At 59.6% G+C, this 17,175-nt stretch carries 14 protein-coding genes; 12 read left to right on the plus strand and 2 right to left on the minus strand.

Annotated elements, in window-relative coordinates; all coding sequences use genetic code 11:
• Nucleotides 1-35 precede the first annotated feature (35 nt).
• Together AB7M29_RS18650 and AB7M29_RS18655 are read right to left on the minus strand one after the other, a co-directional pair.
• A complete protein-coding gene (locus AB7M29_RS18650) occupies nucleotides 36-476 on the minus strand; it encodes a ParB N-terminal domain-containing protein (RefSeq protein ID WP_217858880.1) in 441 nt (146 codons plus the stop codon).
• 28 nt (nucleotides 477-504) lie between these two features.
• Nucleotides 505-1,395, minus strand: a complete 891-nt coding sequence (locus AB7M29_RS18655) for an HpcH/HpaI aldolase/citrate lyase family protein (protein ID WP_454247499.1) — start codon at nucleotides 1,393-1,395, stop codon at nucleotides 505-507.
• A 609-nt stretch (nucleotides 1,396-2,004) separates the two neighbouring features.
• Here AB7M29_RS18655 and AB7M29_RS18660 point away from each other — a divergent pair.
• The 12 genes from AB7M29_RS18660 (at nucleotide 2,005) to AB7M29_RS18715 (ending at nucleotide 17,166) form a co-directional block, all read left to right on the plus strand.
• Complete coding sequence (locus AB7M29_RS18660; protein ID WP_454247500.1) at nucleotides 2,005-3,399, plus strand: Y4yA family PLP-dependent enzyme; 1,395 nt, start codon at nucleotides 2,005-2,007, stop codon at nucleotides 3,397-3,399.
• A 14-nt stretch (nucleotides 3,400-3,413) separates the two neighbouring features.
• Entirely contained in the window at nucleotides 3,414-4,457 is a 1,044-nt protein-coding gene (locus tag AB7M29_RS18665) for a PLP-dependent cysteine synthase family protein (RefSeq protein ID WP_454247501.1), read from the plus strand.
• Nucleotides 4,458-4,483: 26 nt separating this feature from the next.
• Complete coding sequence (locus AB7M29_RS18670; protein WP_454247502.1) at nucleotides 4,484-5,632, plus strand: NAD/NADP octopine/nopaline dehydrogenase family protein; 1,149 nt, start codon at nucleotides 4,484-4,486, stop codon at nucleotides 5,630-5,632.
• Between the two features lie 48 nt (nucleotides 5,633-5,680).
• Entirely contained in the window at nucleotides 5,681-7,531 is a 1,851-nt protein-coding gene (locus AB7M29_RS18675; protein ID WP_454247503.1) for an IucA/IucC family protein, read from the plus strand.
• Between the two features lie 16 nt (nucleotides 7,532-7,547).
• Nucleotides 7,548-8,792, plus strand: a complete 1,245-nt coding sequence (locus AB7M29_RS18680; RefSeq protein WP_454247504.1) for an MFS transporter — start codon at nucleotides 7,548-7,550, stop codon at nucleotides 8,790-8,792.
• Between the two features lie 16 nt (nucleotides 8,793-8,808).
• On the plus strand, nucleotides 8,809-9,993 hold the full coding sequence (locus tag AB7M29_RS18685) for an aminotransferase class V-fold PLP-dependent enzyme (protein ID WP_454247505.1): 1,185 nt from the start codon (nucleotides 8,809-8,811) through the stop codon (nucleotides 9,991-9,993).
• Nucleotides 9,994-10,074: 81 nt separating this feature from the next.
• Nucleotides 10,075-10,590 (plus strand): sigma-70 family RNA polymerase sigma factor, encoded by a 516-nt coding sequence (locus AB7M29_RS18690; RefSeq protein ID WP_217858888.1) that lies wholly within the window; start codon nucleotides 10,075-10,077, stop codon nucleotides 10,588-10,590.
• Nucleotides 10,591-11,568 (plus strand): FecR domain-containing protein, encoded by a 978-nt coding sequence (locus AB7M29_RS18695; RefSeq protein WP_454247506.1) that lies wholly within the window; start codon nucleotides 10,591-10,593, stop codon nucleotides 11,566-11,568. It abuts the gene before it with no gap.
• 110 nt (nucleotides 11,569-11,678) lie between these two features.
• Nucleotides 11,679-14,111: a TonB-dependent siderophore receptor gene (locus AB7M29_RS18700; protein WP_454247507.1), complete on the plus strand. Its 2,433-nt coding sequence runs from the start codon at nucleotides 11,679-11,681 to the stop codon at nucleotides 14,109-14,111.
• Nucleotides 14,112-14,174: 63 nt separating this feature from the next.
• Complete coding sequence (locus AB7M29_RS18705) at nucleotides 14,175-15,359, plus strand: ABC transporter substrate-binding protein (RefSeq protein WP_454247508.1); 1,185 nt, start codon at nucleotides 14,175-14,177, stop codon at nucleotides 15,357-15,359.
• Nucleotides 15,356-16,417 carry a FecCD family ABC transporter permease gene (locus tag AB7M29_RS18710; protein ID WP_217855830.1) on the plus strand — a complete coding sequence of 354 codons (1,062 nt, stop codon included), beginning with the start codon at nucleotides 15,356-15,358 and terminating at the stop codon, nucleotides 16,415-16,417. The genes AB7M29_RS18705 and AB7M29_RS18710 overlap by 4 nt, the downstream gene beginning before the upstream one ends.
• Nucleotides 16,411-17,166 (plus strand): ABC transporter ATP-binding protein, encoded by a 756-nt coding sequence (locus AB7M29_RS18715; protein ID WP_454247509.1) that lies wholly within the window; start codon nucleotides 16,411-16,413, stop codon nucleotides 17,164-17,166. The genes AB7M29_RS18710 and AB7M29_RS18715 overlap by 7 nt, the downstream gene beginning before the upstream one ends.
• The last annotated feature ends 9 nt before the right edge of the window (nucleotides 17,167-17,175 follow it).

The raw sequence follows: 17,175 nt of genomic DNA on the forward strand, positions 1-17,175 counted from the left end.
TGCGGGGTCCAGCGCCCGCCTGATCACCTATCAGTTCAGGCGTACAGGCAGTCCAGTGGAATGGCCACCACCGGCAGCGCCGGGTCGAATGCATGCCGGGTGGTCTTGTAGGGAAAAATTTCCCCTCGTGCGATGGTCGTGAAAATCCGCGCCACCTCGAACGCCTGCCCAGTCTGCCAATGCCGTACGCACACCCGTGGGTCTGTGTAATCGAGCTGAATGCACGGCACCCGTTTCAAGCCCAATTGCAACGCCGCGTTGAGCCGGTGATTGCCATCCATCACGATGCCTTTCGAGCGTTCCACGATGATCGGCTCCAGCCAATGCCCGGCGCGGATGATCGCTTCGCTGAGCCGTTTCACGTTGACCGGATCGACCTGCTCCGATTGCAAGACATCACACAATGGACGCAGGGCAATCTGGTAGCTGTTGAGCGAATTCGGCCGTGCGGCAAGAGCCGCTTGCGGGTGTCCCATGGTTCATCTCCTGATTTAACAGCCGGGTTCAGCAGGCATCGGCTTTGGCCGGGATCGCGTACTGGCTGGCCACCGCGCGCAAGCGTTGAGCGTGCTCGATCAGCGGCAGGTCGACCATCTCGCCATCCACTTGAACCGCGTGGCTGCCACCAGCGACGGCAGTCAATACCCGGTCCGCCCAGGCCAGCTGCCGCGCATCGGGCAGGAAGGCGCGCTGAACGGTGGTCAACTGCGCGGGATGAATGCACAGCTTGGCGCCAAAGCCCAGGGAGCGGGCGTAATGTGATTCCTGCGCCACCACGGTCATGTCGCTGATCGCCGGCGTGACGCCATCAATCGGTGCCGGCAGCTCCGCGGTGCGCGAGGCCAGCACGATTCGATTGCGAGCAAAGAGAAAGGCCTCCGGTATCTGGCTGCAGTTGATGTCCAGGGAAAAGTCCAGCGAACCGAATGCCAGCCGCGCCAGCCCGGGAATGGCGGCAATCGCTTCGACCTGATGCAAGCCTTTGGCGGTCTCGATGATGGCGACGATCTGCAGCGAAGGATTCCACGCCAGCAAACGCTCGACGACCTCGGACAATGCCTCGGGGCATTCTGCCTTGGGCAGGAAAATACCTGCGCATCGCTCGGGGTAACGCATGTCGCTCAACCATGTCTGGTCCTGACGAAACAACGTGCTGCTGACGCTGTTCAAGCGAATGTAACGCTGGCACCGCGTGGTTGGCGTGCTCTCCTGCCAGGCCCAGATCGCGGCCCGCGCCGCCGCTTTACTGTTGGGGTGCACGGCGTCTTCCAAGTCAAGGATGATCGCATCCGGATTGGCCTCGACCGCTTTCGCGAAACGTTCGGGGCGATTACCCGGAACGAACAGGTAGCTGATGGGAAGCGTGGCGGTGGTGCTGAGACGATCAGTTGTCATTGAATCTCTCCTGGGCATGCATCAATCGGGGATATTCGAAAGGCGCTTCAAAAATTTCTGGCTCCGGGGCATGGGGTGAATTTCGAACCCGGTGCCAGTTTGTTGGATCAACCCTCAATTCCTTATTGATCAAGGCATTAAGCTTTTTTTATAGAGCGTTGATTGCTTACTTCAGCGTGAAGATAAACAGGCTCTGAACTCTCCTCGCTGGGGTGGATATTCAAAATATGTGAAAACCTTACTTGATAATCGTTCGCGCTAGCAATAAGGTTCTCCCCGTTCCGTAGGTTTTTTCCAAAATACAAGTAAGTAATGTTTCAAGGAAAGCAGCGCAGTGATGTCATTTAAATGTCAGGCACTGGCACTTTAAATCGATAGGCGACGCCATTAATCAATGGCTGATCGCCATATCCGCATACACCACAGGGAATAGGGTTCTCATGCAATCCATTAATATCACTAGGGTCATTTGCCTATCTTTAAATGCGCTGTGGCACCCGCCTCCAGGGTTTTAATCACTCGCGACTGACGAGAAGCAACATCTCACCTATCGATAACCGTTAGTTATCGAAATATGAATGGCGACGTTTTCAATGCCAGGGGGTAACTATGCCTAATACAACTGCATCGCCACCCGAAGAGCGAATTGAAGTGCATGAGCCTGAACGACTTAAACCGCTGCTTGACCCAATCGTTGACCGATTGATTCATAACTTTCCGCAGACACTTCTGGAACTTGTGTCCCAAAATGGTTCTCCGCTGAATCTGGTATGGCCACATGCTTTTCACATTAACGCCACGGCCCTGCAAAGCGTGCTCAATCAATACGGCGTACGTCATGCCATTTTCTACGGTGCCAAGGCTAATAAGTCCCAGAGCCTGCTTGGCGCCGCTGCGACTGCGGGCATCGGTATCGATGTTTCCAGCGTCCATGAGCTGGATGCGGCGCTGCGTGCCGGCACCGCGCCGGAGCGTTTATGCGCAACGGGCCCGGCCAAAACAACGGTGTTCCACCAGGCGCTGGTGCGTCATGGTTCGCTGATTTGCGTGGATTCGCTGGAAGAGTTCGATCACCTGAAAGCTGTCGTCGACTCTCGATCAACAGCCGCAAAAGCCAGGGTTTTACTGCGTTACAGGCCGCAGAGCTGCCCGGCAAGCCGATTTGGAATGGAGGCAAATGACCTCCTGCAATGCCTGCAGTACCTGACCGAACATACCGACGCGTTCCATTTCGAAGGCTTTCATTTTCACCTCGGCGGTTATGGATTCGAGAGCCGCGCGCAGGCCTTTCGAGAGCTCAGCGGGTTTGTCGATGCCGCACGGGAAGTGGGATTGACCCCGAGCATGATCGACATCGGCGGCGGCTTGCCGATGCGCTATGTCGACCCTCAGGCTTATGCCGGTTTCCTGGAGAACAACAATAAACCCAGCGACTATTACAACCACTCAGTCCCGGACTCTTTTTATCCTTATGGCAGTAGCCTGACGGCTTGCCAATGGCTGGCATTGTTTCTGGAAGCTGATCATTCGCCAGGACTTTCCATCGCGGCTTATTTTAAATCACAAAACATCACCCTGGCGCTGGAGCCCGGCCGAAGTCTGGTTGATCAGGCGGCCATTTCATTGTTTCGTGTGACGCGCACCAAACAACTGGCCAACAATAAAACGGTTATATTCGTTGAAGGCAGCAGTTTTAGCGCCTGCGAAACATGGTTTGCGTCTGAATATCTGGTCGATCCAATCCTGATCAGCGCTCAAGTATCAGATCACATACCCATGCAGGCCTATATCGCAGGGCATAGTTGTCTGGATGACGATGTCATCACTTATCGATTAATCAATTTCAATACCTGCCCCCAGGCCGGCGATCTATTGATCTATGCCAATACCGCCGGCTATCAAATGGACTTGCTGGAGAACGAGTTTCATCGCCATCCCCTGCCCCGGCGGCTGATGGCGACCTGTTGTACGGAAGGTAACTACGCGTTTTCACCTGACTACTAAAGGGAATACTTGAAATGATATTGAATAAAGTCTCAGACCTTATTGGCAATACGCCCATGTTGGGAATTGCTGTTCCGGATACCCACGCCAGACTGTTGCTCAAGATTGAAAAGAACAACCCCGGCGGCAGCATAAAAGACCGCATGGCGCGCAACATGGTGCTGGCCGCCCTCAAGTCCGGGCGCCTCAAACCCGGTGGCGTGGTGGTCGAGTCTTCTTCCGGCAACACCGGCATCGGCCTAGCCATGGCGGCCGTCGAGTTCGGCCTGCATTTCATCGCCGTGGTCGATCACCATGCCGCCCAGGACAAGATCGCCGTGATGAAAGCGCTCGGCGCCGAAGTGCGCTTCGTCGCGGGCAACTATCGCGAGGATGAAGTCGCGGTGGTCGAACGCCAGCGACTGGCCGCCGAACTGGCGAACCAGATCCCCGGCGCCGTGTTCATGAACCAGTCCGACAACGCCGCGAATGCCGGTGGTTACAGCGATTTCGTGCGCGAGACCATCGCTCAGGCCGAAGGAAACATCGGTGCCTACGTCGGTTGCGTCGGGACCGGCGGCTCGATGACTGGCATCGCTCGCGGGCTGAAACTGCACAACCCGGACACTGTTACCGTGGCCGTGGAACCCGCCGGGTCGATCGTCTTTGGCCATCCCGGCTATCCGTATTATCAATCCGGCACCGGTACTCCCGCCGGCGACACCGTGGGGCTGGTGCTCGACTACAGCTGCATCGATCTGGGTGTGCAAGTCACCGATTCGCAGGCGTTCGAAACCGCACGCTACATCGCTCGCCACATGGCATTGCTGGTCGGTGGCTCCACCGGCGGCGCGATCTTCAAGGCCCTGGAACTGATCCACAAAGGCGTGCTCACCGGCAATGTGGTGGTACCGATTGCCGATGGCGGCGAAAAGTACCTGCACACCGTGTTCGATGACAAATGGCTGGAGGAACGGGACCTGCTGGACCCGGATGTCGCGCCGCAGCTGGACATCTGGCTGGGCAAGACCCAATGGCTGGACGCGACCTCCACCCCGCTGCAATTGAGCGTTGCATGACCCCTTCCCCACTCAGGAACGCTCCAATGGAACCACTGAAAGTCGCCATTTGTGGCGGTGGCAGGACCGGTCATCTCAACGCCATCCTGTTCAAACAGCTGCACAATGTTCAGGTCTCGATGCTCACCAGCAACCCGGAGGTGATCGACCAGCACACCCGCCATACGCCGATGCAAGCGCTGTTGCCGGATGGCTCGACGCTGAGCGCGCGGCTGGATCGGGTGACCTCCGATGCGCGAGTCGCCGTTGAGGACGCCGATATCGTGATCATTACCGTGCCGGCCCATGCCCGACCGCAAATGCTGCAAGCCATCGCGCCGCACCTGAGTGCGGATAAACCGGTCTACATCGGTGCGATTCCAGGCTTCTGCGGTTTCGACTGGCTAGCCGAAGCCGCACTGGCCGAACGGCCGAACCTGGTGATCTGGGGCATGAAAGATGTGCCGCACACCGCCTTCGATCTGAAACCCGGGCTGTCGATCAAAATGGGCGGCAGCAAAAGCCAGCTCTACGTCGCCACCCATGCCCGCGAATCGGACGCCTCCCGCCAACAGCTGCACTCACTGCTCATCGTGTTGTATGGCCCGTGTGTGACGCTGCTGGACAACTATTTGGAAATCACCCTGACGCCGGGTAATCCGATCATGCACAGCTCGGTGATCTACGGGCTGATCGGGCCCTATGGCCAGTGGCATCGCAAGATTTTCCCGCAACGCATGTGCTGGTGGACCGAGTGCCCGGAGCTGGGCGCCTATTTCCTGGAACGCATGGATCAGGAAAGCCAGGATTTGTGCGCGGTGATCAGCCAGCGGCTGGGCGTCGATCTGTCTTCGGTCAAATCCTTGAAGCAGGAAATTGTCGAGGCTTACGGCGAGCAGATCCGCGACCAGAGCAGCATGTTGTCGATCCTGCGGACCAACCAGGCCTACAACGACATCCTCGCGCCCATGGTGCCCGCCGACAACAACCGCCCCGGCTACGTGATCGAACGGGAAAGCCGCGCCTTCAATGAAGACGTCGCCTATGGCTTGGTGTTGCTGGTGGAAATGGCCAGGCGTTTCGAGCTCAAAGTCCCTTACATCGAGGAAGTCCTGAACTGGAGCGTGGCCTACATGCAGGGCTTGCGCGATTCGGCGCTGGACTACTTCCCAAGCCATTGGCCGCGTACGGCCTAAGTGGCGAGCCAACCTCTTCCTTTATTTCCCGACGAGCAGATAGCAGATATGGATGACCTCAAGACACTGATCGCCTTCTCCCGCAAAAACGCCCTGCGACGGTTGATCCGTTGCCTGTTTGCCGAAAACATTCTCGACCGCACGGCCCTGAGTTTTACCGCCGATGGCAAACAAGCCACATTCGCGCTGAAGAATGCACGCGCGCATTTGTTCTTCTCCGACATCGCAATGGGCCCTGCCGATACGCTGGTCAATGACGGCGACGTGGTGCTGCTGACGGATGAAGGCGTACGTCAAGTGATCCACAGCCATCAGGACTTGCTGGATGTGCTGCGCGACAACTTCGACTTTGAACCCAGCGACGAGGGTGTCGCCGGATTGAAATCAGACATGGAAAACAGCCTGCTGAACGATGCCCATGCTCGCCAGCATCGTCAGCAATGGAATGCCCGACTGGCCGAGCAAACCAAAGACAACGGGCTCGACAGTTTTACCGATTATCTTCGCCAGCACGCCAGCACCAAGGATGCGGCCATCCTGCTGGACCAGTGGGGTTCGCTGGAAGGCCATCCGTATTACCCGACCTGGAAGTCCCGACCGGGCCTGAGCGATGCCGAAGTCGAGCAATTGTCCCCGGAGTTCAACGCTCAGGTGCCGCTGCGCATTGCATCGCTGCGAGCCGACATGGCGAAAAGCGAAAGCATGCCCCACGTCACCAGTTATCACGCCTGGTTCGCCAGCAACTTCCCGGCGCAATGGGAGCAATGGAAGGCTTCGCTCAACGCCCAAGGCCTGAACGAACTTCAGTGGTTGCCGTTGCCGATTCACGCCTGGCATTTGCAGGCTTACGTACTCAAGACCTTCGCCGCGGAAATCGAAGAAGGCATCCTGATTACTGAAGGCCCGGACATTGCGACGCTGCCGACCATGTCGTACCGCACGATGATGCCGGTGCTCAACGAAAGCGCGCCGCTGATCAAATTGCCGATCGCGCTATGGATGACCAGCGAGCTGCGCAGCCTGCAAGCCAAGTCGATTCACATGGGGCCGCGCATCAGCACGGTGATCACGCAGATTCTCGCCGCGGAAAACGGTTTCGATCAGCAACTGGAAATCTTCCCGGAAGAAATCGGCGTGCGGTACAAAAACGCCATCACCCAGGACGATGCGCCGGGTCGGCACTTGTCAGTGGTTTATCGCGCCAGTCAGCAAGCGTTCGAGCGCAGCGACGATTGCCTGCCGATCACCGTGGCCTCACTGTTCACCCGTTTGCCCGGTAGCGGCCGGCCGCTATTCACTGACCTGATCGAGCGCGATGGGGTTCAGGCCAGCGCCGACAGTGTCGAACGCTGGTTCCGCCAATACGCCAAAGTCGTCACCCAGCCCGTTGTTGCAATCTACCTGTTGTACGGCATCGGGCTCGAAGCCCACCAGCAAAACACCATGGTGCTGTTTTCTCCGGATGGCAAAGCACGTAGTCTGCTGATCCGCGATTTCGGCGATGGCAGAACCTACGCGCCGCTGCTTGAAGAGCGCGGCTACGCCCTGCAACCGCACGTGCAGCCGGGAATCCTGCCAACGGTTTTCGTCGACGACATCGAGCCAGTACGCATGTTTGTGCTGGACGCTGCGTTCCTCACGCACCTGCACGAAATGGCCCTGTGGCTGACGAAGGAGTACGCGTTGAACAACACTCGGATGTGGGAGGTATTGCGTGAAGAAACCGAGCAGGCATTCGCCGCCGTGCGCGATCGTGTCTCGCCGGCGCTGTGGGAAGTCGAACGAAAAGCATTCATTCAAGACCCGTGGCCAACCCGATCGTTGTTGCGCATGCACTTGATGCAGTACTCCAACTATCGCTTGCAGCACACGCTGACCAACCCGCTTGATGCCGTTTAACCATCGAGGCTGACTCATGTCCCATGCAGGTGCCATCCAGGGTTCGAGCGTAAGAATCCTGATTTATCTTCTGTTCGCGATCCAGCTCATCTCCATGGGCGCGATGGAAATGAGCGGGCCGTTCTGGCCCGTCCACCTGCGTGGGCTGACGTCGTCGGAGTCGGTGTTCAGCTTCGCCAGCATCGCCGTCTACGTCGGGCCGATGCTGGGCATTATTCTGACCAGTGCATTCTGGGGCCGTATCGGCGACCGGTATGGCCACAAGTTGATGATGATCCGCGCCCTGGCCGGTTTGTCGTTGACCCAGCTTGGGCTGGCCCTCTTCAGCGATATCTGGGTGATCCTGCTCCTGCGTTTTTTGCAGGGCGCGTTCGCCGGGTACATCGCCCCGGCCCAGGCTTACGGCGTCAGCATCGAAGCGCCCTCACGCCGGGCGCGGCTGTTTGCAATCCTGCAAATATCCACCAACGTCGGTTCGTTGCTCGGTGCCGTGGTCGGCGGGCTGATCCTTGATTACGCGACCTTCTTCTGGATCAACATCATTGCCGCGGCCCTCTGTGCAATCTGCACCGTGGTGGCGGCCGTGACCTTGCCGGATGTGCCTCCGGTGAAGAAAACCCCGGTGGTGGATGCCGCGGCACCGATCAGCCGTTCACGCAGCCTATGGCAAGGTTCACCACTGCTGTCGTTGCTGGGCGTGATGGGGATTCTGTTGCTGGCGCGAATGCTGCCGCAGACTTCGTTCTCGCTGTATGTCAGCTCGGTGTTCGAGGTCAGCAACTCGGTAGTCGGCCTGTGCTATGGCTTGCTGGCCCTGGGTTTCATCATCTCGGCCACGCCGTGGTCGCGCTACTTCGAACACCGTAGCCAGCAGGAAACCCTGCACCGCATCACCTACATTGTTATCGGTTGCATCGGCCTGACCGCCTTGGCCGGCATCACCCGTAACCCGGCGGTATTTGTCATTGCCTACTTCGTTTGGGGCGTGCTGCTGGGGGCGACGACGCCGGTGCTGATGGCACTGATCTCGAAAACCGCCGACAGCTCACAGCAGGGTTACGTCCTGGGGATTGCCCAAAGTACCGCGCAATTCGCCTCCATCGCGGGCATCTCGGCCGGTGGTTTGCTCAGCCAGGTCTATGGTTTGCAATACACCTACCTGTTTGTTTGCCTGGCCTATGTGGTCGCGCTGATTCCGATTGTCGCCCTGCGCTATTGGCCGGTGGTGATGCAGCCGAGTCAGGTCCCGCCCGGCGACTGATCAAGGAGAATCCCGTTTGAACATTGAACAATTGCGTGCCGACACTCCGGGTGTCGAGCAACTGATCCACTTCAATAATGCCGGCGCGGCATTGATGCCCGATCCGGTCATCGACGTCATGACCCGTCACCTGCAACTCGAAGCGCGCCTGGGCGGTTACGAGGCAGCCGGGCAACGTGCGTTTGAGTTGGAAAACGTATATGGGTCCATTGGCCGCTTGATCAACGCCCGCCCGGATGAAATCGCGGTGATCGAAAATGCCACCCGCGCCTGGGACATGGCGTTCTATTCGCTGCCGTTGGGGCCCGGGGATGTGGTGCTGACGTCGACCACCGAATACGCCGGCAATTACATTCCCTATCTGCAACTGAAGAAGCTGCGCGGCATCGAGATCCGGATCATCCCCAATGATGAACAGGGCCAGGTATCGCTGCCAGCCTTGCAAGACATGCTCGGCGATGATCGCGTGGCGTTGGTGTCGTTGCCGGTGATCGCCACCAACGGCGGGCCAGTCCAGCCCATCGAGGAAATCGGCGCACTGGCGCGTGCTGCGGGCGTATTGTTTTTGCTCGACGCCTGCCAGGGAGTCGGGCAAATGCCCATCGATGTGCAGAAAATCGGCTGTCACCTGCTCGCCGCCACCAGCCGCAAATACCTTCGCGGGCCACGGGGCATGGGCTTTCTCTATATCGAAAAGTCTCTGTGCGAACGTCTGGAGCCGGCATTTCTGGACCTGCATTCGGCCGCCCTATTGTCACCCGACAGCTACGAGATTCGTGCCGATGCCCGACGCTTCGAAAACTGGGAATGCAACGTCGCCGCGAAACTGGGTCTCGGCGCTGCGGTGGATTACGCCCTGACCCAAGGCATCGAGCCGATGTGGCAACGCATTCAACACTTGGCGAGCCACCTGCGCCACCGACTGGCCAACCTGCCCGGCGTCACCCCGCAGGATTCTGGCTCGGTCAAGTCGGGCATCGTCACCTTTACCCATCAGGGGCACGGCGCGGCACAGGTGCAGCAATGGCTGGCGGGACAAGACAAACGGATCAACGTCACCACCTCGACGTTCCGCTCGACCCTGCTCGACATGCAGCAACGGGGCTTGCAGGAAGTCAGCCGCGCCTCGGTCCATGCCTACAACACCGAGGCCGAAATCGACGCGATGATTCATGCACTGGAACGCATGCCGCGAAGGTAAGCCACCGATTCCCCTCTTGCGTCGCAGGGTCACCGTCCATTAGGATTGGGAATACTTCTCAATCGCAAAAAATTATCCTCCATGAGCGATACCTTGCCCGCGACCCACTACAATCATCTGCGCACAATTGAGGCCCTGTACAGCGGGCATCATGGCTGGCTGTACGCCACGCTGCGCAAAAAACTGGGCAACGCCATGGATGCGGCCGATCTTGCACAGGACACCTTCACTCGCATACTCGCGTCCCGGGTCGCGGTCATTGAGCAGCCTCGGGCTTACCTGAGCTGCGTGGCCAAGGGCATCCTGGTCAATTGGTATCAGCGCAAGGCGCTCGAACGCGCCTACCTGGATGCCTTGGCGTTGTTGCCCGCGCCCGAAGTGCCCTCCCCCGAACTGCGCTTCATGGTGCTGGAGACCCTGCACGAAATCGACGCGATGCTCGACTCTCTGCCGCCGTTGGTGAAGCGTACGTTTTTGCTATCGCAGATCGGCGGGCTGAAATACGAGGACATCGCCACACAACTGGGCGTCTCGCTGATTACCGTCAAGCGCTACATGAAGCAGGCCTTCGTGCAATGCCTGATGCTGGTGGAGTGAATGTCGACTCGCCACGGTGACGCGCAAATCGATCCGCGAATTCTCGAAGAAGCCGCCGAATGGCTGATGCGTCTGAGCGAAAGCGACTTCAACGAAACCCAGCGTGCCGAATGGGAATGCTGGCGTGTCAGCAGTCCCGAGCGGCATCGCGCCTGGTCTCGTGCGCAATTGCTGCAAAGCAAGCTCGGCGGGCTGCCGCCGTCGCTGGCGATGTCGACGCTGGACCGCCCAAGCAATCCCGAACGACGCACCGCACTGGCAAAACTGGCGACCATCCTCGCCGTACTGCCCGCCGGCTGGGGCAGTTGGAAGCTGGTGGAATCGCAGCAATGGACAGCCGATTACCGAACTGCCGTGGGCCAGCGTCGTGAAATGACCCTGGCCGACGGCTCGCGCATCACCCTGAACACCGACACCGCCATCGACGTGCTGTTCGACGCTAACCAGCGACTGATCAACTTGCGCGAAGGCGAAATTCTGGTGCAAACCGCGCCAGATGTATTGCCCCAGGTCAGGCCCTTTCTGGTCAGCACCCGTCAGGGGCGCATGCAGGCCTTGGGCACACGGTTTACCGTTCGCGAATGGCAGACCCGCACCCACCTTGCCGTGCTGGACGGCGCAGTCAGAGTCGAATTGCCCCGTGACAGTCACGTCGCCCCATTAATCGTCAATGCCGGGCAACGCACCGATTTTTCCGCGCAAGCCTTTGGCCGATTGAACCCGGTGGACAGCGCCGTCAGCGCCTGGAGCCAAGGCATGCTGATGGCCGACAACGTACGTCTGGCCGACTTCATCACCGAACTGGCGCGCTATCGCAAAGGCTTCGTACGCTGCGATCCGGCCATTGCCGATCTGCGCATTTCCGGCGCCTTCCCCATCAGCGACACGCAACGCACCCTGAACATGCTCGTGCAAACGTACCCGGTGATCGCCACCGGGCATTTAAGCGGCTATTGGGTCACGCTTTCTCCTGCCTAAGCTCGAAAAAAAGCCTCGCAAAAAAATTGCGGCGCAGGTGATACTTTTTTTGATCTCGACTGGCTAGGGAAGGAAGAACTTCTCAACCTCGTCGAAAGGGTCATCACTCCATGTTCGTTGCACGCCCTCAGTGTTCGGATCGCTCATTGAAACTGGCTGTCCGTAGCGCGTTGCTAAGCCTTGCCCTGACCGGTGTCGCCAGCCCGTTTGCCTCGGCCGCCGCGCCGGTACAACAGGATGCCACCGCCACCCGTGCCTACAACATCGCGCCGGGGCCATTGGGTGCAACGTTGTCGAGATTTGCCGTCGACGCCGGCATTGCCCTGTCGTTTCAACCTTCGATGACCGAAGGCCTGACCAGCCCGGGCCTGTCGGGCACTTACTCGACGCAGGAAGCGCTGAGCCGATTGCTGGCCGGCAGCGGCCTGGAAATCGTCTCGCGCAATGACGGCAGCTATACCCTGGCACCGCGCCCGGCCGACAGCGCAGGCGGGTTGACCCTTGACGAAACCACGGTCAACGGCATCGACGCTCGCACCAATAGCCTGCCGCCGGCTTATCCAGGCGGTCAGGTCGCTCGTGGTGGGCGCCTCGGCATGCTGGGCAACAAGGATGTGATGGACGCGCCCTTCAGCGTCAGCAACTACACCTCGGCACTGATGAAGGATCAGCAGGCGGTCACCGTGGCGGATGTGCTGGAGCGTGACTCCTCGGTGCGTTCCACGGGCCAGACCGGTGGCATTGTCGACTCCTTCTTCATCCGTGGCTTTCCGGTGGGTGAAGGCAACCTCGGTGAGTTGGCATTCGACGGCGTGTACGGCGTGGCCCCCAACTATCGGGTGTTCACCGAGTACGCCGAACGCATCGAAGTAATCAAAGGCCCTGGCGCCCTGCTCTACGGCATGTCACCCAATAGCGGCGTCGGTGGCGTGATCAACGTGGTGCCCAAGCGTTCTCTCGATGAAGACCTGACTCGGTTCACCGCCAGTTACGCCATGAACTCGCAGATCGGCGGGCACATCGACGTCAGTCGGCGCTTCGGTGAGGAACGCCAGTTCGGCGTGCGCATCAACGGCAGCACCCAGCAAGGCGACACCGCCATCGACGATCAATCCCGTGATGTCGATATCGGTTCGATCTCGCTGGATTATCAGGGTGACCGCCTGCGCACCACCCTGGACCTGATCAGCCAGAAGGAAGAATTCGACGGAGCGTCACGGCCGTTCCTCATTGCTTCCGGCGTGGACGTTCCCTCTGCAGCCAATGGCCGGACCAACGTCAGCCAGGACTGGGGTTGGTCCGAAACCCGTGACAAGTCCGCCCTGCTCGGTGCCGAGTACGACCTCAACGACGCCCTGACCGTGTTCGCCCACGCCGGCGGCGGCAAGTCGGATGTCGCGCGAATGTCCGACCAGACCCCGACCATCCTCAACAGCGCTGGTGATACGCGGTCGGTTCCCGGCTATTACAAATTCGAAGTCGAGCGCTACACCGTCGATGCCGGTGCCCGCCTGCGCTTCGACACCGGCCCGATCAGCCACAGCACCACCGTGCAGGTCACCCGTTACCGTGACGAGTTGTCCAGGGGCATCAACTCCGGGCCGGCGGTTCTGTCGAACATCTATCACCCGGTCGACCGTCCGAAACCGTCGATTGCCAGCCCCGATGCGCTGAAAGTCTCCGAGACCGAACTGTCCGGTGTGGCCCTGGCCGACACCCTGTCGATGATGGACGAACGCTTGCAGGTCACCCTCGGCCTGCGCAAGCAGAACATCAAGTCCGATAACTACAACACCGCCGGTGTGGTCACCACCTCGTACGATGAAAGCGAAACCACGCCGCTGTTCGGGGTGGTGGTCAAACCCTGGGATCACGTTTCGTTCTACTACAACTACATCGAAGGCTTGAGCAAAGGCGACATCGCACCGGCCACGGCCTCGAACTCGGGTGAAATCTTCGCGCCTTACATCTCCCGTCAACAGGAAGTCGGGGTCAAGGTCGACTACGGTACCTTCACCTCCACACTCGCCCTGTTCCAGATCAAGAAGCCCAGCGGCGAACTGGCCAACGGCGTGTTCTCGGTGGAAGGCGAACAACGCAACCGTGGCGTGGAGTTGAACGTGTTCGGTGAAATCGCCCAGGGCACGCGGCTGCTCGGTGGCGTGACCTTGCTCGACGCCGAACTGACCAAAACCGGCACTGCCGCCAACCGTGGCAACAAACCGGTGGGCGTACCCGAGGTTCAGGCCAACCTCTGGGCCGAATGGGACACCCCGTGGGTCGAAGGTTTGACGCTGACCAGCGGCGCGATCTACACCGGCAGCCAATACGTGAACCAGGCCAACACCCAGGAACTCGATCCATGGACCCGCTTCGATGTCGGAGCGCGTTACGCCACGCGCATCGCGGAACACCCGACCACGTTCCGGGCGACGGTGCAGAACGTATTCGATCGTGAGTACTGGTCCGGTGTCGCGTCTTACGGCGCCTTCTCCCAAGGTTCGCCGCGCACCCTGCAACTGTCGGCCACCGTCGATTTCTGAAAACGTTCAGCCCGAGCAGTGGCCTGAGCCGCTGCTCGGGCTGACCCTGTAAAGGCTTCAACCATGGCATCTGTTCATCGACACAGCCACGCCTTCGTTGCCCTGCTATTGGCAGGACTGCTGGGCGCGGCGTTGTTTTTTTCACTGGCACCGCGCAACGCGGTTGCCGCCGTTCAGGACCCTGCTGCAGTTACGGTGACCGACTTGCTCGGCCGCAAGGTCAAGGTTCACCTGCCGGTCAGACGGGTAATTCTCGGTGAAGGTCGTCAGCTGTACCTGGTCGCCGCACTGGATACGCAGAACCCGATCGAGCGCATCGTCGGTTGGCGCAAGGATTTGATCCAATCTGATCCGGACACCTACGGCGCCTACCTGCGCAAATTCCCCGACATCGCGAAGATCCCCACCTTCGGCGGCTTTGAAGACGGCACGTTCGACATCGAGCAAGCCATCTCCCAGCAGCCGGACGTGATTATTCTCAACATCGAAGCCCAACACGCCACTGAAGACGCCCGCTACATCGAGAAACTCGACGCCCTAGGCATTCCGGTGGTTTATGTCGACTTTCGCAACAACCCGATGGACAACACCGAACCGACCATGCGCCTGTTCGGCAAGCTGTTTGGCAAGGAAGCACGCGCCGAGGCGTTCATTAATTTCCGCAACCAGCAGATCCGCCGCGTTACCGACGTCATCAAGGCCAGTCAAGCGCCGCGCCCGAATGTGTTCATCGAGCGTATCGGCGGTTACACCGATGACTGCTGCCTGAGTTTCGGCAACGAGAACTTCGGTCGTTTCGTCGAGATGGCCGGCGGCAACAACATCGCCAAAGGCATTATTCCCAGCACCTTTGGCCAGTTGAACCCTGAACAGGTGATTGTCGCCAACCCGGATCAAGTGGTCGTGACCAGCGCCAACTGGGAAGCCTTTGCGCCCAACGGCCGTTGGGTCGGTGTCGGCCCGGGTGCCGACCTCACAGAGGCCCGACGCAAACTGGCCTGGTACACCCAGCGCCCGGCGTATGCCGGGATCAAGGCTCAGGGCACCCAGGCGTTTCATGGGATCTGGCACCAGTTCTATAACAGCCCTTACCAATTCGTGGCCATCCAGCAACTCGCCAAATGGTTTCACCCGACACTGTTTGCCGACCTCGATCCCGACGCCTCGTTTCGCGAACTGCATGAGCGATTCCTGCCGGTACCGTACGAATCGGGTTACTTCGTCAGCCTGAAGGAGAGCCGTCAATGAGCTCCTTGGGCGAAGCGCAGATCGTACAACGCGACACGTATCGTCAATTGGTGCTGCGCAAACGGCTGATCCTCGCGGCGTTGTTGGTGTTGCTGGTGTGCAGCGTGTTGCTGGATCTGGCCCTGGGCCCCGCCAGTTACAGCGTGAGCGAAGTACTCAATGCGCTGTTTTCACCGGACACCGCGTCGGCGCAAGTGCGGGTGGTGATGTGGGAAATCCGTCTGCCGGTGGCGCTGATGGCGGTGGCGGTCGGCGCGGCGTTGTCGCTGGCCGGAGCGCAGATGCAGACCATCCTCAACAACCCCCTTGCCAGTCCTTTCACCCTCGGTATTTCTGCCGCCGCCAGTTTCGGCGCGGCCATGGGCCTGGCCTTCGGCGTGGCGCTGTTCCCGTTGGCGGCGCAGTACATGGTGCCGGTGAATGCCTTCATCATGGCGATGCTTTCCGCGCTGCTGATCCATTTCCTGAGCATGCGCCGTGGCGTGACGGCGGAAACCATCGTGCTGCTCGGCATTGCGCTGGTGTTCACCTTTAATGCGCTGCTGGCGCTGGTGCAGTTTTTTGCCACCGAACAAGCCGTCGCGGCGGTGGTGTTCTGGACCATGGGCAGTTTGACCAAAGCCACCTGGCCGAAACTCGGGGTGATTTGCCTGGTGATCCTGATCACCCTGCCGATTTTCGCCAAACGTGCCTGGGCTTTGACCGCCCTGCGCCTGGGCGATGACAAGGCCGCGAGTTTCGGGATCAACGTGCGCAGCCTGCGCTTTCAGACGCTGATCATGGTCAGCCTGCTCGCCTCGTTTCCGGTGGCGTTTGTCGGCACCATCGGCTTTATCGGCCTGGTCGGACCGCACATTGCGCGGATGCTGATCGGCGAAGATCAACGGTTCTTTCTACCCGCCTCGCTGCTGACCGGCTCGCTGATTCTGTCCGCCAGTTCAGTGGTCAGTAAAACCCTGATCCCGGGCGCGATATTTCCCATTGGCGTGGTCACCTCGCTGATTGGCGTGCCGTTCTTCATATCTCTGATTCTCAGCGGGAAGAAAAACTCATGGTGAAGATCCAGCTCGAGAACCTCGGCGCCCGCTATGGCCAGCGCGAGATCATTTCCGGCGTGACCACCGCGACCTTCACCGGTGGCCAGGTGGTCGCCGTGGTCGGGCCGAACGCGGCGGGCAAGTCGACCCTGTTCAAGCGCATGGCCGGGCTGATCGATGGGCCAGGTCAAGTCATTCTGCAAGACTCGAAAAAAGGCTCACGAGGCATCAGCTACATGCCCCAAGGCCTGAATGCCAGCGCCCGCCTGACGGTTTACGAGTCAGTATTGCTGGCGCGCAAACAGCTAACGCCTGGCTGGGTCGTGCACGACGACGAGTTGAGATTGGTGGACGAAATCCTCGGCGCGCTGGGGATCACCGACCTGTCCTTTCGCAACCTCGGCGAACTCAGCGGCGGCCAGCAACAGCTGGTGTCGATTGCGCAAACCCTGGTGCGCGAGCCGGAAATCTTGCTGATGGACGAGCCGACCAGCGCCCTCGACATGCATCGGCAGGTGCAAGTGCTGAACTTCATGCGGGCACTGGCGCGCAAACGCGAGGTGATTGTGTTCATCGCGATCCACGACCTGAATCAGGCCCTGCGCTTCGCTGATCAGGTGCTGGTCATCGCCAATGGCACCAGCCACGGCAGCGGGCCCAGCGATGAAGTGATCACTGAGCAGATGCTGCGCGAGGTTTATAAGGTCGAAGCGCGGATCGAGAAATGCAGCCGTGCCCAGAGCCACATTCTGATCGACGATATCGTCTGAAACCCGACG

This window comes from Pseudomonas sp. F-14 TE3623, assembly GCF_053629015.1.